General features: G+C 49.0%; 19 protein-coding genes. 16 read left to right on the top strand and 3 right to left on the bottom strand.

Annotation, left to right across the window (positions count from 1 at the left end; translation table 11 throughout):
* Positions 1-53: 53 nt before the first annotated feature.
* Positions 54-1,340, bottom strand: coding sequence for a tetratricopeptide repeat protein (locus HNV11_RS20740; RefSeq protein WP_171741483.1), 1,287 nt, complete (start codon positions 1,338-1,340; stop codon positions 54-56).
* A 96-nt stretch (positions 1,341-1,436) separates the two neighbouring features.
* Positions 1,437-3,167, bottom strand: coding sequence for a type VI secretion system Vgr family protein (locus HNV11_RS20735; RefSeq protein ID WP_171741482.1), 1,731 nt, complete (start codon positions 3,165-3,167; stop codon positions 1,437-1,439).
* Positions 3,168-3,345: 178 nt separating this feature from the next.
* On the opposite strand from HNV11_RS20735, the gene HNV11_RS20730 reads away from it, so the two are divergent.
* The 3 genes from HNV11_RS20730 to HNV11_RS20720 are packed head-to-tail and all read left to right on the top strand — an operon-like array spanning position 3,346 to position 7,354.
* Entirely contained in the window at positions 3,346-3,780 is a 435-nt protein-coding gene (locus HNV11_RS20730) for a GPW/gp25 family protein (protein WP_171741481.1), read from the top strand.
* Positions 3,781-3,816: 36 nt separating this feature from the next.
* Positions 3,817-5,709: a type VI secretion system baseplate subunit TssF gene (locus HNV11_RS20725; protein WP_171741480.1), complete on the top strand. Its 1,893-nt coding sequence runs from the start codon at positions 3,817-3,819 to the stop codon at positions 5,707-5,709.
* A gap of 10 nt (positions 5,710-5,719) precedes the next feature.
* Positions 5,720-7,354, top strand: coding sequence for a hypothetical protein (locus HNV11_RS20720; RefSeq protein ID WP_171741479.1), 1,635 nt, complete (start codon positions 5,720-5,722; stop codon positions 7,352-7,354).
* A 4-nt stretch (positions 7,355-7,358) separates the two neighbouring features.
* Here HNV11_RS20720 and HNV11_RS20715 read toward each other — a convergent pair whose 3' ends face one another.
* Entirely contained in the window at positions 7,359-8,291 is a 933-nt protein-coding gene (locus HNV11_RS20715; RefSeq protein WP_171741478.1) for a type VI secretion system baseplate subunit TssG, read from the bottom strand.
* A gap of 68 nt (positions 8,292-8,359) precedes the next feature.
* On the opposite strand from HNV11_RS20715, the gene HNV11_RS20710 reads away from it, so the two are divergent.
* The 13 genes from HNV11_RS20710 (at position 8,360) to HNV11_RS20650 (ending at position 21,204) form a co-directional block, all read left to right on the top strand.
* Positions 8,360-8,845 (top strand): type VI secretion system TssO, encoded by a 486-nt coding sequence (locus HNV11_RS20710; protein WP_171741477.1) that lies wholly within the window; start codon positions 8,360-8,362, stop codon positions 8,843-8,845.
* A 26-nt stretch (positions 8,846-8,871) separates the two neighbouring features.
* Positions 8,872-9,390 (top strand): type VI secretion system TssO, encoded by a 519-nt coding sequence (gene tssO, locus HNV11_RS20705; RefSeq protein WP_171741476.1) that lies wholly within the window; start codon positions 8,872-8,874, stop codon positions 9,388-9,390.
* Between the two features lie 5 nt (positions 9,391-9,395).
* Entirely contained in the window at positions 9,396-10,280 is an 885-nt protein-coding gene (locus HNV11_RS20700) for a PKD domain-containing protein (RefSeq protein WP_171741475.1), read from the top strand.
* Complete coding sequence (tssR, locus tag HNV11_RS20695) at positions 10,277-12,751, top strand: type VI secretion system protein TssR (protein WP_171741474.1); 2,475 nt, start codon at positions 10,277-10,279, stop codon at positions 12,749-12,751. The genes HNV11_RS20700 and tssR overlap by 4 nt, the downstream gene beginning before the upstream one ends.
* A gap of 20 nt (positions 12,752-12,771) precedes the next feature.
* The gene (locus HNV11_RS20690) at positions 12,772-15,252 is read left to right on the top strand and encodes an ATP-dependent Clp protease ATP-binding subunit (RefSeq protein ID WP_171741473.1); all 2,481 of its coding nucleotides are present in this window, start codon (positions 12,772-12,774) and stop codon (positions 15,250-15,252) included.
* A gap of 173 nt (positions 15,253-15,425) precedes the next feature.
* Entirely contained in the window at positions 15,426-15,884 is a 459-nt protein-coding gene (locus tag HNV11_RS20685) for a hypothetical protein (RefSeq protein WP_171741472.1), read from the top strand.
* A 47-nt stretch (positions 15,885-15,931) separates the two neighbouring features.
* Entirely contained in the window at positions 15,932-17,305 is a 1,374-nt protein-coding gene (locus HNV11_RS20680; protein ID WP_171741471.1) for a DUF5458 family protein, read from the top strand.
* 127 nt (positions 17,306-17,432) lie between these two features.
* Positions 17,433-17,831 (top strand): type VI secretion system tube protein TssD, encoded by a 399-nt coding sequence (gene tssD / locus HNV11_RS20675; protein ID WP_171741470.1) that lies wholly within the window; start codon positions 17,433-17,435, stop codon positions 17,829-17,831.
* Positions 17,832-17,858: 27 nt separating this feature from the next.
* A complete protein-coding gene (gene tssD, locus HNV11_RS20670) occupies positions 17,859-18,278 on the top strand; it encodes a type VI secretion system tube protein TssD (protein ID WP_171741469.1) in 420 nt (139 codons plus the stop codon).
* A 9-nt stretch (positions 18,279-18,287) separates the two neighbouring features.
* A complete protein-coding gene (locus HNV11_RS20665; protein WP_171741468.1) occupies positions 18,288-19,184 on the top strand; it encodes an OmpA family protein in 897 nt (298 codons plus the stop codon).
* Entirely contained in the window at positions 19,147-19,638 is a 492-nt protein-coding gene (locus HNV11_RS20660; RefSeq protein WP_171741467.1) for a hypothetical protein, read from the top strand. Before HNV11_RS20665 ends, HNV11_RS20660 begins: the two co-directional genes overlap by 38 nt.
* Positions 19,635-19,799, top strand: coding sequence for a hypothetical protein (locus HNV11_RS20655; protein WP_171741466.1), 165 nt, complete (start codon positions 19,635-19,637; stop codon positions 19,797-19,799). Before HNV11_RS20660 ends, HNV11_RS20655 begins: the two co-directional genes overlap by 4 nt.
* 7 nt (positions 19,800-19,806) lie before the next feature.
* Complete coding sequence (locus HNV11_RS20650; RefSeq protein WP_171741465.1) at positions 19,807-21,204, top strand: ATP-binding protein; 1,398 nt, start codon at positions 19,807-19,809, stop codon at positions 21,202-21,204.
* Positions 21,205-21,272: the final 68 nt, after the last annotated feature.

The raw sequence follows: 21,272 nt of genomic DNA, 5'->3' as shown, positions 1-21,272 counted from the left end.
GTGAGCTGGGTACAGTAACCGACGCAGGCCAGTGTGGAAGACGGGTGAGGGAATCATCGGTTATCAGACGTTCGACGCCAGTTGGGACCAAGTAATTGTACCAGTTGTTCATCGGCTTTATGCCGCCTGGCAGCTGTTGCCAACTGCTGCCAGTAAAGGGTGCCAATCTCAGTTAGTCGAGCAGCACTGCGCTGTGTCGGTGGCAAATTGCTTGCCAAGTTAAACAGCCGTTGGTAGCAGGCCTCCGACGCTTTTGTATTGCCAGCCTCTGCGTGAGCGATACTCAACCGACGGCAACTTTCTATTGCTAGCAGCCAGTCCTGCAAGGCTTCAGCCCGGTCACTAGCCCGCTGATAATAGTCAATGGCCCTCGGCCGTTGCCGTAATTTATTGTATATCCCGCCCGCGCCCAACCAAGCCATGATGCTCAACTGGCCAGACGCCACATCACCATCTTGGTACAGTTGTTCCATTTGCTCAATCACCTGATTGTAACAAGTTAAAGCTTCCTCAAATCGATGGTGATCGGTGTAGGCATAGGCGACTGAGAGTTGAACACTGCCACCAAGCGTCGTCCAGTTTTCCTGACTGCAAATTAATAGGCAATTATTAGCGAAATATTGCACATCTTGGAGATTACGCTGGTAAAGAGCATTGGTTAGTTCGGCGTGCCATTGCCGGAACTTTACGTCGGGGCTCGTTGGTGGCCCTAGGGCAGCTAGTTGCCGGGTTACTTTCTGCAATTGCATATCGACGGTAGTACTGTAGCAATTAGTTCGAAACCGGTTGCACACCCTTGCCAGCCGTTCTACTCCAACTGTGTCTGAGACTAACAGTCGTAGGTCAGGTGGCAGGTTGCGCTGCAGTAGGGCCGTCAGGACCGGTTCCAGTGTAGTATCGGAATTAATCGAGTCGGGTAACAGACAAAGCACCAGCGCGCCATCAGTATAAGCTGATAGCTTCCGGATAAATAGATAGAGATACTTCACAAGCCTCGATACAGCATCCAGCCCCACCCAGTTTGAGTCAACTGAAACGTCAACTGATAACCCATGCTGATTGAGCAGAGTCTGATCGTGCTGAACCAGTTCTGTCAATTCAATAAAGACTTGTTCGAAATACGTTTGCCAGGACTGGAGTGGGGTGCGAAGCGTGATGAAAATATCATTGGACACGGCGTTTATCCCCGCCTGTTCCTGCAGGAACAGTAAAAGCAACCAGTCTTCACTGGGCGCAAACACCCAACGACACAGGGTCTGTGGCCTTCGGCGAAAGGCCTGCCAGTGCCTCTCCAGCACCGCAATACGCTGGCTTAGCGGACTCGTCGCAATGAAAGACAAATGGTTATGACTTATAAATTATTGCTGTCTTAGTTTAGATAAACAACACAAGATGAGCAACGGGTTAGTTAGCATAAACTCTATAAGGCAAGCCGTTTAGTTAATCATTACCATACTTCCTTTAACTGTAGTAATGCCCGAGCTTTTGACGTTCATTGTTCCGGTGCCTTCTACGTCGGTCATACTGCCTTTGACGTTCATTGCACCAGTCGCTTCGATTTTGATCTGCGCCCCTTTGATACTCACCGCTTGCTTGGCTTCAATTTTTACAGTTGTGCCTATCAAGTCAATCTGGGGGGCTTCTACCGTTACCTTGCTGGTTGCTTTAATGAGGATGTCTTTGGATGACTGAACCGTGATAGTACCGTTTCCGCTTGTCACCGAAATTTTCACGAAGTTCTTGTCGTCTACCTGCAAGTGGATCTCTCTCACTGAAGGTTTTTCGATGAATGTCAGCGTACTCCCGCTACCAACGCTGATGTGCTTTTCCTCTTCGGGTTTGCTGGTGTCGATAGCGCTATTTTTGCCGTGTGGTAGCGCCCCGATAACGAATGGCCGTTCAGGGTTATTATATTCAAAACCAACCATCACCTGATCGCCAATAGTCGGTACAAACTGAAAACCACGCGTTTTTTTATTGTCTTTGTGCAGGCCAAAGTGAGGCAGCGTCATGCGGATAAAGGGCGTAGTCTGTGCTTCTTTCATCCAAAGCAATCTCACCTTAACCCGGCCCATCCCTTTTGGATCTTTATTATCGACCACTTCACCAATCTGTGTTTGTGCCATCGGCCGAACTAGCTTTCGTACCGGCATCGATACTACATCGGCGGGAATGGCTCGGAACTGATTATGATACTGTCCAACGCCTGTGATATAATGTACCACATCAGTGACCAGATAGGGGGCCGATTGCCCACCCTTGCCTGTCGACGCATCTTTGACGATGATTTTGCAACCGGGAAATAGACCTGGCACGCGAGCCTGGCCTTCCATATATTTTTCTTCCGCAGCTAGTGCAGTCTTGCGGTTATCCCGGTAGGGAGTCATATCAGCTGCAACTTTGGCCGGATGTGGGTTGATCGTACCCTCATTTTCTGGTTTACCATAGGGTAGTTCATCCTGGGCCGATTCGGTTTCTAGCCGCTTATCTTCTTCCGGCAGGTAATCGTAGTGTTTGAGGTAGGTCGAAGCTGCACGTACCCCCGACCGGAACTGGATCAAGTTGCTGCCAAAAGTCAGGGGCAGCGATGAATTTGTACCCGGCGTTTTGGTAAACTGGAGTTGGCCCCCGTCGTAATAAAACCAGGCTCCAAAATCGTAGGCTAGTCGCTTAAGAAAGTTCCAGATCGACTCATTGTAGCGTACGCAGAAGGGCAAGGTATTAGGACCAAGCGGAGCCGTTACTTTTTTAGGGTGCTGATATATACTTAGACTTGCTGTGGCAATATCTGCGATGGGTTTATCGGTAAAGGTCTGTGTGCCGGGTACCGTCCGCAGCGCTTCGCAATGGCCGTGGCCCTTTATGATTAGGCGCCCCCAGTAACCGTCGTCCTGTTGCCGCAATTCGGCTTGGGTAATGACGCCTTTGAACTCCAGTGGTGGTGTCGATGGGTCACCTTTAATGGTCAGGTCAAGATTTTTTCGGTGTAACTGATCGAGTTGATCAGGAAAAAGGGTCACCAGTTCCTCAACAACGTCATGCTCAAATATGACCCGGAATTCGTGTGTCGTATGGATCGACTGTTGCAAAGTCAGCGAGTGGAACGTGGAGATACGTTTACCGTCGATGAGCAATGTGGTTTCTGTAATAATGGAGTAGACCGGCATGGTGAAAAAGAGATGTACGAAAGCCTGCCAGATCGATCTTCAGAAAGCCAGAATTAGACTAAAATCCGACGTCAGGATTAAGCATGCCGAATGTAAGAAAAGACTTGTCCATTATCAACCAAATTTGTTTATTGGTTAGCATTTGTGATATAAGGACCTTTTCTCTTTGTAACCTGCTGTGAATCACTCATTTTATCAACTGCCGATTCGGCTTGGCCTGCTAATGGCGGGTCGCGAGCTACCTACCTGCGGTGCAGGAACATCCATTGCCCAAGTACTCTACTTACTGCTCTATACGCAATATGGTGAACTGCGTAGTGATCGTACATTTGGTTGTAAAATATGGGATCTCGTCTTCGATCGAAATATCAGCTATAGTGAATGGACGAGCGAATTGTGCGATTCGTTCGAAGCCGCTATTCGACGTCATGAACCGCGCCTGCGCGCCCCCCATGTGAGTGTTCAGTTTCTTGCCGTCGAACATCAGATCAAACCTTTGCCCGATGACTTCCAGCAGGCAGTCGTGGTAACGGTTGACGCAATGCTTAACGCCACACAGGAGCCCTTTCACTTCACTACTAAACTTTACTTGGGACAGTTGTCGATGCGCTAGTTCGTTAAACTATATCCATTTGTCAATTTATTTATTATGGGCCTAAGTGACCAGCGGTCTTTTTACACCAAGGAGGCTATCCAGCAGCGGTTGCTGTTGCATCTGATTCAGATGTGGGGAGTGCATGACTTGAATGCGCTCGATTCATTTGTGCGGATGCTGATCGATACGTTGGCTAATGAAGTTCATAAAATAAGCAATGAGTTTATAGGTTCGGAAGTACGCGTGCTGGAACGGCTGGCTGACCTGCTCACGCCTGACCTGCTGACCATACCACGCCCAGCGCACGCCATCATGCAGGCGCACCCAATCGAACCCGTTTTTGAATTGACTTTTAGCCAGAGTTTTCTCTACCAGCAGAAATATGCGTCGCAATTAATGGGCGAAATTGACAGCGTACGCGACCTCATTTTTTCGCCTGTTGATTCGTTACGATTAGTCGACGGCCGGGTTGTTTATTTGGCTGCCGGGTCACATCTGCATGCTATTCACCCTCAGTTGGGTAAACGGCTGGTGGCGCAGACCCTGCCGGGCAATGCTATTCCATCTCAGACACTTTGGATCGGACTGGAACTGAACCCAGGAGTTGAATCTCTTGACCGGGTCAACTTCTTTTTCAATTGGCCCGCCGATGTCGATGCAATCCCTCTGTTTCCACTGCTTAAACTTAGCAACTGGTATTTGCATGGGTCGTTACTTAGAACCGTGACAGGACCGGGCTACGAACATCTCAATCAGCGCATAGCCGATGGGCCAGCACAATTGTTGACGGAGTACGATATTAACTATCAGTTGGAAGCTGACATTCGGCAAACCTACCAATTGCGATTCATACATATTACTCAATCGGCCGACAGTCAGCTTGAAACCAGCCGTCAATCTTATCCAGATGAGTTCGTAGACGCGTTTGGGGTGAAGAGTCTAGAGCCTCTAAACGACGGGTTGTTGTGGCTAAAAGTTGTGTTTCCAACTCCGTTTGACCAAACCGTACTAGAAAAAATAATCATCGACCTGAATGCCTTTCCAGTGCTGAACCGAAGGGAGAATAAAATACTTTACCGCACAACGGTCAATTTTAACCTCCTGCCGCTGCGAACAGGACCGTTTGAGACACTATTAATGGTGAAAACGGTCATAGACAGTAAGGAACGTATATTCACGCCTTTCCCCGCTCATCAGGCAGACCATATCAGCGAAGGCAGCTATGTCATCCGACGAGGGGGCGTTGAACGGTTCGACGTTCGAAATGCCAGAGAGAATCTGTCCTTTCTGCTTGAATTATTACGCGATGAGTCAGTAGCATTTGCAGTTTATGGACAAGATACAGTACGCCTACTGCTGACACAATTGCAGGAACAACTCGAACAGCTACAACGCAAAGTGCAGACAACTCCAACGCCCCCTATTGCGCTGAACCAATATGTATTATTCAAGCCTTACGAGGAGGGCGACACTATGCAGGTCAATTTTTGGACGACTAACTGTGAACTGGCTAACCGTATTCCTGCAGGTACAATGTTACAGCCCTTTAACACGAATAGTATCCATAGCGATAGTATTCGATTCCTGACCGGTACCACAGGTGGACGTAACCGACCGTCGGCAATGCACCAGGTGCAGACCTACCGTTATGCACTGATGACCCATCAGAGACTGGTGACGCAGGAGGATGTCCGTTCTTTTTTTCATTACGAGTTGGGTACGTTACTGGCGTCTGTAACAATCAGTAAGGGTGTGGCCATTGGACTAACGCAGAAAGAAGGGCTAATTCGGACAATAGACATTACGCTGCACCCAGCCAGCGACAGTGCATTGTCACCAGAGGAATGGAAGGTAGTGCTGGAGGGTTTGCAGCAGAAACTGGTTCAACGGTCGGGACAAGTGATGCCCTACAGGCTTTTTCTGGACACTCCCTCATTTAACGTTTAGAAAGGACACTATGCAGAAACGTCTAGGGTTTATACTCTTAATGAGTATACTTGCGAGTGCAGGGCGGCTGAATGCACAAGATTCGCTGACTTTAGCAAACAATAGTCTAATGCTGATGCAGCCCAGCACGGTTGGTTCATCTTACTTAGCGCGGTGGCGGCTAACTGGCTATGCTGGTTATAACGTCAACTCTCAGCAGGGCTACCGGAAACTGTATCTCACACGGGGCATACACGCCAGTCTGGCTGCCGATTATTTTTTCGGTAGCAAGCTGGGGTTTGGTGTCTTGCTGGGTTACCAGAATCTAGCCGTCAGCGAAGATTATCGCGACGACCTTTCTATTCCGCAAACCAATAACCCTCGTGTTCTGCCGCTGACCTCGTTGCACAGTTTTATGCTGACTGTCGGCCCGTCACTATCGTTCCCAATTGTTGATCGGCTTTCGTTAAACGTTGAATTGAGGGGCGGGGTGTTCTATAATGACGCACCAGTACTGGGGACTTACATATACCCTGAAGACCAAGAAGGCTCACCAAGCGGTCTAATAGTGGCGTATATAACGCCAAACGATCAGCGTGGCCGGTGGGGAGCTATTGCCTTCGCCGGATTGCAGTATCAATTAACCACTCAATTAAGTATAGGTGTAATGGCTAATGGAACGCTCAGTTCGCTTAGCTATAATCAGATTACCCAGAGTGGCTTTTTTACGCAGAATCAGACAAGCGTTAAAACGGTAGGAGTGCAGACAACTGTCTCCTACCGTTTTTCGCCCGTACGCCGTTGGAAAAAAACTGTGCAGCCACCAGTCGTGCCGACCCCTATCTGTTATGCTCCAATACTAGATACGACCCAGCCTAGCCTGTACGAAATAGGGGCTAGTAACCGGGTGACATTTCGATGGCGCAGTGGATCGCCCGTATACACAGAAGGCGAACAGTATGTGTTTCAGCTTTACACACTACCGGGTAATAAGCTGATCTACGAAAAAACAACGAAGGATACTCAACTGCCATGGCCTAATCAACTTATTCAGCCAGATAGCGGTAGTTATTTTTTCTATTCGGTATTCACCAGTCGTACCGATGAACTTGAGCGAACGTGCCGTAGTGAGCCAGTAGTCGGTACAAAAGGTTTTTACAAACGCCCGTCGGCAGAACAAAAATCAACGGACCTGCCCCTTGAAACGGTGATTGAATATAACCGTAAACTGTACGAATTACGAAGTATTGCCTTGGTGAAGGCCGACTCGTCGACTGAGCACAGCTTCTCTAAGTCAATGCCCAAAGGCTATCAGGGAAGCAGTCCTATGCCAGCAAATGGCCGTCCGATAGCGGTACCTAATCCAGCGCGACTTGGTATCCGTATCATACCAACACTGATACACGAAGATGTAGCGCAGCAATCTGATTTTGTATGGCCCGACAGCTTAGTTACCCCCACAGGACCGACTGTTTACCAATACGTAATTAGCCGGAAAAACGGTGGTACAGTGTCAGAGCAGATTCACTACCTGATTGTTGAGCCGGATGGCTGTACGACGTTCATCGATGAAGCCACAAAGAATAACTATTTAGAATACCATACAGCTCTTAGTGAACCGTCTACTCCTATAACAAATCCGCCACCGGCTAACAAGGAGCGATAATGTCTTAAAGAAATGTGTTGAAACCTAGGTATGAAATAGTAGGGCGGGGTGTATCGGGTGCGGGGGGAAAGGTGTCGATGGAGATCATTACCTCCGTTGAAACCGGCAAAAAATAACCAATTAGATTCTGCAATAGAGTACGTATTTTAGTATGAGGAAGGAAATTGGCGATGCGAACATCCGGCACGGGGCCTATAACGAGATGAATATCTCCGCTGTCTTCAAAGCGGTCACCCAGTATGGCGTCGATACCCAGCCGGCTATTTGATAGGGTAGGAAGGCCCTCGGTGCAGGTGTATTGTTGGTGATACTGTCCAACTGTAATCCGGACGGGTGCATCGATGAAAAGTTGTAGAAACCGGCTGAACCAGTCGAGGTTGCTACGCAGTTGATGCAGCCACGGAAGAATCTGCAAGAAGATACCAGCCTGTATCAGAGTCATGTCGTTTATAATAGGCCAATACTCAGCAAACTGATTTATAAGAGTGGCGGCCCCGCTTAAGTGTTCGACAGAATTATCATAGTGAACCGAGAGAGTACGAAGATAATTAAATTCAGTATCGAAAGGCAGAAAAAATAGCCGGGCTTGCCGCTCCTGCTCACGATCATAACGGAGGCCATTAAGGATTTTGTCGGTGTTCTCAAAACCAGCCGGGTCTTTAGGGCTAAAGAACAGATAATGTGGCAACATATCAAACAGTCCCTCACGGGGTGTATCGATACGATTATAAATAAACTCTGAGCCTTCAAGTAACCAGTCGCTAACGTCTTGAATATCCTTGGAGTAAGCTCGGCTGTAGAGACCTGTCGGGTTAATGACAATGCGTTCAGGAGGTACCTGCTGGTCAGCTAGTGAAGCTGCTAGAATTTCAGCTCTGAAGTCCACATCAAGCAGGTCAAGAAAGTATGGAGATAGAGTGGCATTAGTCTGATTCATAGTTAGAAAAGGTGTCGTTCCTTCAACAAGTTACTTAGGTTTTATGGTAGTACCATAGTGCAAATCAAATGAAATCACTAAATCATCAAGAGATCAGCCAGGCGTTTAACCGGTTTTTAGTATGGTTTATCGGGTTGCTAATAGCCACAAGTGCTTGTGTATATTCCTGTCAGCGCACAAGTGAACGGCAAGCCATACAATTAATTCGGCAAAAAGAGGCTGTCGATCATTATCTCATCCTTGACGCATCCCTGGCTGATAAAGTTGATTCCCTTTATGCGTATATGAGTATACTGAATACCAGTCAGATTCAGAACGATCGGCAGATGCAACGACTGATTACTAAAAAGAAGGAAGAATTCATTAAAAAAGTCAGCCGGGAGCAGCGAACTCAGAAATACTTTGGCGTTTATAACCAACTGCTGAGTCATATCAACGAAATGTTACTCGTGAAAGACTCGCTTAATCGGGCTATAAGTCAGGAAAGTGATCTGCGTGAAGACCTTAGAAATTGCCTAGACCGAGCCGTAGAACAGCACCGGCAGCGCCGGTAACCGGAGCATTAACACTTAGGAAAACTATGAATACTTTTTTTCGACTGGCCATGCGCGAACGGCGGCTGCAATTCCTATACTTATTGACAGCTATCAGCCTGCTGACGTTATTAGTAAGTTTGATTGTCTTTCGCCATCAGGCCTATTCTCGCACCGAAGCTAACTACCTGTCAAATTATATTCGAGGTAAAGAGCAGATGCTAAAAAGCCAGATGAATAATCTGTCTCTGCTAGATTCGGCTTACCGTGCAATTGTAGCCTATAAGCCCGAGGTGAACGCCATTTTTGTGGAAGTTGACATTGAGGAGCAATTAAACGAAATCCGCCGACTGTCGGCTCCGCAGGCTGACGGCACTCGCTTCCGGGCGTTCGCGCAGATAGCGGACTTCTATAAAATGATGTACGATGATAAAAAAGTGGCTTGGAGTAAGCAGTCTAATATTAGCTTATTTCAGAAGCAGCTTGACGATTGTAGCGTGGGTTTATTTCCTGGCTCGGTAACTGCTACTCCCGTACCGGCTACCTCCAACTCCGGGCATCGTTGATCAGTATGAACAGCAAATTAACCTTGTCAGCACGGACATTTTTACTGGCTACGGTAGCCTTGCTGGGTTTGTACGCTTACACAGATGAGCCCAAAATTCAAGCCAGTATTTACCCACTTCAGCAGGTAGTAGGACAACCCATCCGCTACGTCGATAGTACTATGCAGGCTGAAGACTGGCACTGGGAATTTGGTAATGGGCAGGAGGCACGGCGCGAAAAAGGCCTATTTACATATTTCAAGCCTGGCACCTACCTAATTCGTCTGACGGTTAATGAGAGTACATCGAAAACGTTTACAGTAGTTATCAAACCCAAACCTGTCAGTAATAGCGAAAATGCGATCGTACGCATTCAGGGCCCTAAATCGGGCTTCGAAGAAGAAAAACTGGTATTTACGGCGGTGGGTGGTCAAGCCAAACAGTTTACGTGGCGGTTTGGCGCCAGTGGTCAGGTTGATTCGCGCGAACAAACGGCCATTTACAGCTACCCCAGAGAGGAGAATTATGGGCGTCCCCGGCGCTACACGGTCGAATTGATGACCGATGTAACTAAGTACCCGATCCAGCAGCAGGTGACGATTTACCGAGGCTACAACAAATTTGACCCTCCAATCGATTCTCTGGATTTAATTAGTGGTGATATCCGTCAGCGGCTTCAGTTCATTGCTGACGGGCGCCCGTTCAACAACAATTATAATTACTTACTCCAAAAGTACCTCTGTAATCACAATAACACCCTTGTGCGCACAAATGGCACGAAAGCCAACGATTTTTATTCATACTGTATGGGTCTCCAGTTCGACCGGGGGGTGCGTATTGATGCCGTATCTATCGCATCAGATACGCTAACATCCTGCGTCGTACGGCTCGACGTTACCCAGCATAAATGATGAACATGTTAATCATTCACCGTTTGTTACCTCTATTCCGGCTGTTGCTTATGGTTGGTGGGTTTGGAGCGTCTGGATCGGCGTGGGCGCAGTTACCATTCTTTCTCCGTATTGCCCGGCAGCCCGCCAATCTGGTTCCTATTGCCATAAGTGGTGTGCCGAAAGGGAATGTCGGCGTTATTAACGAAAGTATTAACAGCAGTTTGCAACCGCCCGGCGGATTGCCCTGGATCGTATTCTCAGACCGAAATAATAACAATACGTTTCAGAGCACCAATGCGACGACACCTTTTCGTAAAGCGAACTTTATGGATGCGTTCTATGTGCTAAAAGAGCGCAAGGGCTATCTCAAGTTGATAAAGTACGATCCTGCTCTGCCTATCGGGAACAAAATTTCTCGGCGTGTTATCACCAATCGTAAGGCGGTAGTCTACTATGGCTGGGCCCCCAAGGACCATTTTTTGCTGACCAATTTTAGCAGTCGATCGGGTGAGCAAAACCGCCCGCAGATCATCAGTGCGGTACTGGCTAAACCCGAATTGCTAACCAATCCCGACCGTTATTTCTCGAACGACTCCGTGCGGCTCTTTGCCGGCCCCGGCCAGCAGGTTTCAATGAAGGAGCGGATGAAACTCTACGAATTAGCCTACCTGTATAAATTGTCTGAAACACGTCGACAGGCGCTTATTGGCCGGGCGTCGTGGTTTCCGACCGACAGCATCAAACAGGTGCTCATGGGCTGGATGCCCATCGAATTGGTGCAGCCCATTGGACAGCGTCTATTTCTCGAAGCTGACACGGTCCGCTTCCCCTATGAACCGGTGCCGATGTACCGGTCGCTGGCTACGGCTCAACGCCAGAAAAAGGATTCAACAATAGTAAACAGGTATTTTCCAGCTGTGTCGTGGAATCGGCTGGGGGCTAAATTCCCTATCACCAATCAGCTAATTACGCGTGATAGCGGGCGTATTGTTCTGACTAACGTGCAGATTCCGCTGGTTGAACGACGACGCGCTCTTGTTCTTAACGTACTAGGAAAACCCATCGACCCGCAGACACTCGATGACGTTACCGAACGTAGCAATCGGTTCAATCTGATTTACGTGATTGAAGGTAGCTCAGCCATGCACCCTTACTGGGGCGAGCTGCTCAATACCATTCAATTTACGGTTACTCAACTGGCTCAAGACACTACCCAAACTATCGATCTGCGGGTAGGGGCGGTAGTGTATGATGGTTTCCGGCGACAGGATACGGACAGGGGCTACAATCGAACAACGATCGTACGCGGAGCTGTCGGCTCTATTCCACTAACTACCAATTCAACGTATTTGCTGAACGAATTACGGAAAGATGCTCCACCGAGTACCCCCTCCGCGATGAATGAAGCAAAAGGTATCCGACTAGGCCTTATTAAGGCACTGGCTATGTTTGCTGATCATCCTGGTGAGAATAACATTTTGGTTCTGGTGGGTATCAACGGTGACCTACAATCGATCAGTAGCGGCAACCAAATCGTTAATGCGCTGAAGCAGACAGAATGTCGATTACTATCGTTTCAGGTTCATGCAGCACCAGGAGATATATCAAATAATTTCGTAATTCATTCACGGGAATTAGCGCTACAAATTGCCAGCCACAGTAGTGATATAAAGAAGAATCGGCTAGTACGGCCCGATATGGTAACGCTCACTAACGAGTTCAATCTAAAATTGGGTGATCGCAACGTTTATCAGCTTGCATACCCTGAGCGTAGTATGGTACCCAGTTGGATACTGTTTCCCCGTAAAAACCAAGTGCTGCCATTTCGGGAGCTATACGCGGCCACTGACAGCCTGTTCAAGCAAGTGGCTCATGAATCGCAGGCAGTACTGACGGCTTTAGAAAGCACATTTGATCAACTCATACCGTTGAGCGACCGGGTTAATCCGCGTCTATCACCGGTCTACGCGTCGGCAGGCGTTGCTCTGCCTGCCGACGCAGTTCCGCTAATGCCGCTGGCAGCATACCCATACCTAATGCGGGCTTATACACCCTTAGCCCTGAAAGATGGTCCACGCTGGAAGTATACCGCCCTGCTACCAATCGATGAATATGACGGTGTTGCCCAGCTACTGCAACAGCTTAGTGGCGATGATATTGACCCGACTTCATTCGCCGACCGGCAGCGATTGCACCGGCAGTGCCGAAGGGTAATGGAAGCGGTAGGCCTGTCGCCCGACGAATCAATTACGTTAGATCAGGTGCTGGTTCGGCTGCTCGATCTGCCTGTTACCAACCCGCTGTTAAAACGCATCGTAATTAATCAGATCAGTAGTCGCACCGAAGTTTCTGACGCGTTACTCAGCCAAGTACTTTACCTGCTGCGCGAGCGGCGTGACTATTTTCAGCGCATCCCGACTTTCCGCAACAGCAGGTTTACATCTAATGAGCGTACCTATTACTGGATCAGCGAGGACCTCTTTCGATAACCTGCTTAAACCTATAAGATATGCGCCAGCTACCATTACACGATTCGGTCGAAAAGGCCCTGCACATCGCGCGCGCCCTGGCTCGTGAATACCATAACGATGCGGTTTCGGCTACGCACCTGCTGCGTGCGGTTCTACACGACGATGTGGGGGGCGCTGCTTTGCTCACCGCTCTTCACCAAGATGTAACTTATATATTTGACTGGACCGACGTGTGGATGGAAGAACTGCCTCGATCGGCACATTTACTAACCGAGCCTGATCACGATGAGTCCGTAGACCGGGTACTGACGGAAGCTGATTTTCTGCGCATCAAACTGGGGCTTGATTATATTGAAATCATCTGTGTATTAGCGGCCCTCACTAAACCGGGCATTGGTTTCACCGCCAACCAACTACGATCGCTGCCCTTACAAGAGCGGGATTTACTTGACCGTTTCCTGCGTGATTTGTCAGTTCCGTCTACCAACGGGCAGGCCGCAAATAGACAGACGGGTCAGGTGATGCCTAAGGTCCCGCCTAAATATTGTGTTGATAAAACGGCACAGGCTCGCATAGGTAAGCTTGATCCAGTCATTGGCCGCAAACAGGAAATGCGGACAGTGCTCGAAATTCTGGGTCGACGCAGCAAGCCCAACGTAATGGTCGTTGGCGATCCCGGCGTGGGTAAAACCGCTCTGATCGACGGGTTGGCTCAACAGATCGTGGCCGGATTGGTGCCCACCCGTTTGAAAAACGCCGTTCTGATCGAACTTGACCCTGGCGCGCTCATTGCTGGTGCATCGTACAAAGGTGAGGTAGAAGATCGTCTTAAGACCGTTATTAAAGACGTTAAGCAGTATGAGCGGTGTATCTTATTCATCGACGAAATCCACATGCTGCTTGATCCGAAAGGATCGGCTGGTAACGGCATCGCCAACCTGCTGAAGCCCGAACTGGCCCGTGGTGAATTAACTGTAATTGGCGCGACAACCCCCGAAGAGTATCGTAAACTCATCGAACCCGATCAGGCTTTAAGCCGCCGGTTTGAATTATTGACGGTGGGAGAACCGACCGAGATCATGGCTGAGCGAATGATGCGCGGACTGGTAACGGCCTACGAGCACCACCATCAGCTCTCCATTCAGCCTGACGTAATTTCAACTAGCGTACGCTTGGCCCGACGGTATAGTAAAGAACGTCGTTTGCCAGACTCTGCGCTTGATCTGCTCGATCGGACGATGGCAGCCGTGCGGATGGCCCTTGAAACATCAGTGAGTGAACTAACGCAACTTGAAGCTGACGTTCGTGCACTTCAAGCGCAGAACCTGATTCCTGAAGATGCCCTGGCCGAATACCGCTGGCTGGATACTATGTTGCAACACCAGGTTAGCCCGGTTCTGCTGGGGCAGTGGGAAGATGAAAACGATCCCGCCGAACTTGAAACCGCCGACGCATACCATGATTATATTATGCGTAAGCTGACTCGCATTCTTGAATTAGCCCGGCAGCATGAAGCCTTCGTATCAACTCACGACTTAGCAGCAGTAGTGGCTCATAAAACCGGCATCCCAATGGGTAAAGTACAGGTGCAGGAAAAAGAGCGTCTCCTCTCGATGGAAAGTTTTCTGCAGCGCCGGGTCGTTGGGCAGGACCATGCCCTGCACGCTTTATCCGATGCTGTTCTGGAATCGCGCAGCGGATTACAGAGGGCTGGGCAGCCAATTGGCTCATTCTTTTTGCTAGGGCCAACGGGGACAGGAAAAACCGAATTATCAAAGTCGCTCGCTGATTTTCTGTTCAACGACGAGCGAGCGCTGATTCGCTTCGATATGTCAGAGTTTAAAGAGGAGCATTCAGCAGCGCTGCTTTATGGCGCACCTCCCGGTTATGTGGGATACGAAGAGGGTGGGCTACTAGTCAACAAGATTCGCAAGCAGCCCTATTCGGTTGTGCTGTTTGATGAAATCGAGAAAGCACATCACTCAGTTTTTGATGTGTTCTTACAAATCATGGACGAAGGGAGGCTTCACGATAAATTGGGTAAGGAAGGCGACTTTACTAATGCACTGCTCATTTTTACCTCTAACATTGGCAGTGAGTGGATTAGTGACGAGTTTCAGTCTGGGCGGATGCCTACCTCACAGCAGTTAATGTCACGTATGACTAGCCAGTTTAGGCCGGAATTTCTGGCTCGTATCACAGAGATTATTCCGTTCTCGCCAATCCAGGAAAAAAACGTGATTCACATATTTGATATTCAACTAGCCCATCTGCACAAAAGTCTTCAACAGCAGGGAATTGAACTGATCGTAACGGATGAAGCCCGACGACAACTGGCTTTGCAGGGCTACACCCCACAATATGGTGCTCGTCCATTGGCGGGTATTATACGCAATCAATTACGCCGGCCAATTTCTCGATTAATTATTTCAGGCCAGCTACAAAAAGGGCTAGTCTTAATCGTTGGCTGGAACGAGCAAACAAGTGAGCCAACCTGGCAAATTAATTTATCAAAATAGTAATTAACTTTTATTTATTCATTTGTGGATAAACACTGGTTACAGTGATAAATCTACGGGAGCAGAAAAAGGTACCATTTGTTTGAAATTGCCCTAGTCGCTAGACTATATAACTTGTTCGCTTACAGGCTTGTCCATAGTTTTGGTAAACTTAAAAATAACGCGACAAGGATATGTTTGACTTCGAAATTGGTGGTAATGAAATAAAGCCTGAAGCAGCGGAGGGTATTGCCAATATTCCCTTCAACCGAACGCTGCTTGCCCAGAAACTTACCCAGGAAGCGCCCGTCAACCCGGAAGTTGTGTACGGTCTGAAAACTGTCGAAGCAGTATTTGACCACTTTAAACCAGAGGTGGAAGTCGAAATGGAATCGATCGACGGTATGCCCGTAAAAGAAACTATGCAGTTTCGCAGCGTGGCCGATTTCCGAGTAAAGGAAATGGTCGCCCGTAGCCCGTTCCTTCGCTCGGCGGATGCCCAGTATCAGGAGTACACTCAGATCGGTCGGCGACTACAAGGCCATCGCATTCTGCAAACCGCCCTTAGCAACCCCGACACGAAAGCCGCACTCATCGAAACGCTACAAGCCCTTGTAGCTGAACTTGAGGAAACCGACAAGGCCGACGCCTAAGTAATAACTCTTGCAGAACCCTTAATTTACTCATTTAAGACCTTCTTATGGAAAGCGAACCAACCGTTCCGCAGACAAAGGCCGATGCCCGGCCCTCATCGGCCGTTAGCCGTACGACCACCCTGCCCGGTTTGGGTGCCCTGTCGGCCTTCGGTGGCTATGCATTTATCGAAAGTTTTATCGATAATTCGCAGAACCTCAACCCCGACCGCAAAGCCCGCAAAAAAATCTACCTCGGCGACGAGACGAAAGTCAACGACCGGGCGGTGCTGAGAGAAAAACTCAAGCTCTGGATCGAGGTACTTAACTCGTCAAATAATCAGAATGACATGCTCGACACGGCCAACAAGAAAGCCGCCGAAGTAGAGCAAAACCTGCAGAAAAATTTGTTGAGAGCCCTCGAAACGATTCGCGAGCTCGAAACGAGTTACCGGGCGCTATCGTTGTTCTTTAAAAATACTGAAACTGATAAGCTGTCGAACGTATCAGTAATGAATGCTGATTTCGACCAGCTCACCGACCTCGACAACCCCCGCTTTATCGACCATGTTGCGAATGAACTGAAGCAAAATTACGATCGGCTCGACCTTCGGCAGAACTACTCGCTGCTCGTTGTGCCGGGTTTCATGGGGTCTAATGCAGTACTGGAGAAATGGGCTAAAATTGCCCACGCGAACAAGGTTACGCTCTTCACCGACTTCGCTGACCTGGAAAGCTCTGACGACGTAATCGATTTATTTAGCACAGCCAACATGACAGGAGCTGAACTGTTCCGCTCCAGCGTAGTAATGACCTGCAACTGGCTCGTTGGGCGTAGCAAAGTAGCTGAAGTGGGTGAGGCTGAGCACCTCTACGTGCCACCCTCCGCTGCCCTAGCTGGTAAAATTTATTATACGCTGATGTCACAGGTAACGGCAGGTAAAAAGCACGGTGGCATGAACGAAGCACCGGGCGTACGGTTCCCACTGCGTAAGAGTGAACTGTCGGCTGTCGAGCGGCTTAACCTGGTTCCAATGATTGACGAGTACGGCCGGGTAATGGCCTTCGGAAGCAAAACGCTCTTCAATGGTGATAACATTGGCTTGCAGACGTACTCGGTCGTACGCGTATTCGACTACATCGTGAAGGTATTGTTTGACTTTCTCAACCGCCGGGCGTTCGAAAACTGGAATTCACTCATCGAAGCCGACCTGCGCCGGCAGATTGCCGGTTTCCTCGACAGTATCAAAGGCCCTAACAAGCTGATTGATCAGTTCCGCATCATGCGCCTGGAGCGTGACGACAAGGTGAAAGACCGCATCTATCTCGACATCCGGCTGACGCCATACTTTCCCGCCAAGAGTTTTGTCATCCGGCTCGACGGCCGCCGTGGCGATGACGTAGAAAACCCCGAGTGGGTCTCTGACTACGGTCAGGTTTAATTTTTCAAATACAGAGGCACGGAGCATAGAAAGTTGTTAAGCCGATATTAGCTCTACATCAACACTCTCTTACTCTGTGCCTCTGTATTAAAACAACCAATTTCTAACTCTTAATTCAAACAACACGATGCCTTATTCAAGTGTAATTACGCTCGGTAACGAAAAATTTGACATTCTGGGCGGAGACATTGGCTTCTCGCGAAGTGTCGATGTAAAAGGGCGCCCTTCCAGTCACGTAATGGGTGGACAATTTTCGTTTACTGTAGAAGTGACCGATCAGTCTAAACTGATTGAAAACATGGTCAACTCGCAGAATAAACCTTACGAAAAAGGAGCCCTTGAGTTTACGGATGCAGGTGATGACGGTGTAACGCGCAAGATCGAGTTTGAGAATGCCTACATAGTCAGCTACAGCGAGTCATTTTCTGCAGCCGGCAATGCATACACTTGCTCGCTTACACTATCGGCCGAAAAAATAACGGTTCAGACGGCCGTACTCGATCAACGTTGGCCTGTCAAAAAATAACTCTTAACACACTAATCAGATACGAATATGCCAGCTGGAGCAGCAGATGTAGGGTTTACATCCACCCTTACCATCGGTAATAATAAATTTGATGTGCTGAGCTTTGGCACATCGTTCTCGCGAGATTATGATCAGAAAGGCCGTCCTTCGTCGGCTGTACGGGCCGGTGACATGGCGTTGACCGTTGAGATTACGCAGAATGAAAATTTGATTGATACAATGATCAATGCCCAGAATAAAGCTATTGATGGCAAGATAGAATTCTGGCAGTCAGGCAAAGACGGTGTCTTTCGAACAGTCGATTTCAAAAACGGCTATATCACCAGTTACAAAGAAGGCTTTCAGCCGGCTGGGTCCATGAATTTCAGTGCCGATATTTCGATTACGGCCGAGAAGATTGACATTGGGACTGCCAAGTATGACGCGAGCTGGCCGGTTAACAGTTAAGGAGATGGTATGAGCAGGCTATGGATGTGGTGGGCGTTTCTGAGCGTTTGGGTAACGGGGGCTGTTCTGGTACACCTGTTCTACATCAAACGCATTCGATTATCTGCCGAACGCATATTACCACATGTCAATATCATCGACGGTAAGCAGCTTCGCCTGCGTCTGCCGGGCGGTCTGTTCCATCAATCTCAAAGTAGCCTGCGTCCGCTGGGTAATCGGTCAGCCCTCGACACGCTGGCCGGTTACCTGAAACGCAACCCTCGTCGGCTGCTCGTTGTGACGGGCTACCACACCCCAGCCGAGAGCCAACAGACGCTCGTAACGAATCTTGGGTTGGTACGGGCGCACGCGGTGCGGGATTACCTGCTCAACACCGGTGTGCCTGATGATCAGGTAAAAACCTGGGGTAAACCCTCCGAAGTACTAACCTTTATTCGTGATTCAACCAACGCCCTGTCGTTTGCCTTTCAGTCAATAGTAATTAATGCAGAGTGGCTGGCCAGGCACCAAAAATACATCAACCTGTTTCACCCGCTTCAGTTGTATTTTCCGACGGGAAGCACAGAGTTCATTCACACACCCGATAATGAACGGTTTACCCATGAGGCTGTTGTTTTTCTGCGTGCTCATCCTAAAGAGCGGCTCCGTATCACAGGCCATACAGATAGCGTGGGTACGGTCGCGGGCAACCTCCGGCTGTCGCGGGCACGGGCGATGGCGGTACGGGATCAACTGATGCCGCAAGGCTTACCCAGTCGACGCTTTACCCTGGTAGCGATGGGTGACAAAAACCCTATTGCGCCCAACGCCCTGCCCGAAGGCCGCGAAGCCAACCGACGGGTAACGCTGGTCATAGACCGACGCTCGTATGTTCGATTTAAATCCGTATCACCTCGAAGACGCTAGCCTGCTGCACTTTCTCATGCTTCAGGGAACGGCAGTGCTGGCTTATCTGATCTTTCGGGAACGATATAAACGGCAGCTGACACAATTGACAGATGAACGTCAATTGTTAGAAGCTGAGCTTGAAGCCTGCCAGATTATAGAGCCGGACGTTGAGGAAGTCTTCATAGTGACGCCTGGCCGGGATGACCTAAAAGAAATTGCGGGTATTAACCCCAAAGCCGAGGCTATTCTGAATGACATTGGTGTGTTTCGGTTTGCTCAATTAGCTGATACGCCCGTAACCACCGTTCGTCGGGTGCTGGCCGAGCGTGGCCCCCTGTTACACACCTATGACCCCGTCACCTGGCCCAGGCAGGCTATGTTAGCGGCCGAAGGACGCTGGCATGAACTCCGCCTGTGGCAGGAACAGATGCGCCGTGGTGAATCAAAAGACGTCAGCCAGCTACTGCCATGAATTCGTTAAGCCCATGGGTTGCGCTCACCGAAATGCTGCTACTGCTGAGTCTGGCTTTCTTAATGGGCCGAACTATTGCCTGGTTTCAATACCGCCGACAGATACAGGCCAAGCAGCAGGCTATACGAGAGCTACAGGCTTTATTAAAGAAGCTAACGTAATGACGATATGAGCGACGTAACAATTGCCGAGTTCTTTACGATTACGGTCAATGCTACTGCATTAGAACAGGAGTTAACTTGGTTAGAGTCCGTCATTTCAGCTCGCTTTCAACTTTATTTCGAGCAGGAAAGTCAGTATGGATCTATCGAAGAAATTGATGAGCCTGATTTAACCAACAATGAGTCGGCATATGCGCAACTCGTTCACGAACATGGTCTGGATAATTACGAGCGACTCATGCTGATCATGGCTCTTGCCCCTCATATTCGGCCTCAGGTACTCGATTTTTTCTATACAAACAATAGCACGTATGATCGGGTGTTCACTGAATTTGGTGGAGTTCGTGACAACACCCGGGGTGGATTTATACCAACGGTTGAGACCATTTTATTTCTGGTAGCGGGGGCTGATCTAACCCGTCGTATTCGTCTGCAAACGCATCTGTTTCATGAGTCAGTGCTCACGCAGTTGAATATTATCCTGGTTGGTCCTTCCGGTCCGAATGAACCAGTGACCTGCGGAGCGTTGACCATATCGGACGAGTACCGGGCGTTGCTCACCACTGGTGAAAGCAACCGACCTGATTTCAGCTCAGATTTTCCGGCTAGCCGGGTAACGACTGCCCTGGAGTGGGATGATCTGGTACTCGACTTTCAGATTATGGAAGAAGTGAAGGAGATTAAAACCTGGATCGACAACTCGGACGCAATTCTAAAAAACGCCCAGCTAAAAAAGTACCTCAAACCAGGTTATCGCGCCCTATTTTATGGCCCTCCCGGTACAGGCAAAACCCTGACGGCAGGCTTGCTGGGCAAATCGACAGGTCTAGATGTCTACCGGATCGACCTCTCGATGATTGTTTCCAAATACATTGGTGAAACTGAAAAAAACCTGGGCCGGGTGTTTGATCTAGCCGAACGCCGACGCTGGATCTTGTTTTTTGATGAGGCCGATGCGCTCTTTGGAAAACGGACCGAAACAACGACATCCAACGACCGCCATGCAAATCAGGAGGTGGCTTTCCTGCTTCAGCGGATGGAAAACTTCCCCGGCGTCATTGTGTTGGCGACAAACCTTAAAGATAATATAGATCAGGCCTTCGCCCGACGTTTCCAGTCCATGGTTTTCTTCCCTGCACCGAACGCATCGAAACGGGCTAGCTTATGGAGACAGGCGTTTAAAGGATCGGTTGAAGTTGACCCCAAAGTTGATTTCGATAAACTAGCCGAACGATTTGCCGTTACGGGTGCCATCATTATGAACGTGTTACGTTCCTGTGTAATGATCTCCGTGAATCGCCAGCGCCCCATTACATCAGATGATATTTTAACCAGTTTGAAGCGGGAATTTCATAAAGAGGGGAAAACGTTAGAGGACGTTGAAAAACAGACGCTACGCAGGTGAAGAGCGCATTCAGGGATCTTAGCTTGTCCAATATACTGTTATTAATGCCTAGGGCGATGGACCTTAAG

Source organism: Spirosoma taeanense, from assembly GCF_013127955.1.
GTDB lineage: Bacteria > Bacteroidota > Bacteroidia > Cytophagales > Spirosomataceae > Spirosoma > Spirosoma taeanense.
This window is presented reverse-complemented; position numbering and strand designations above follow the sequence as displayed.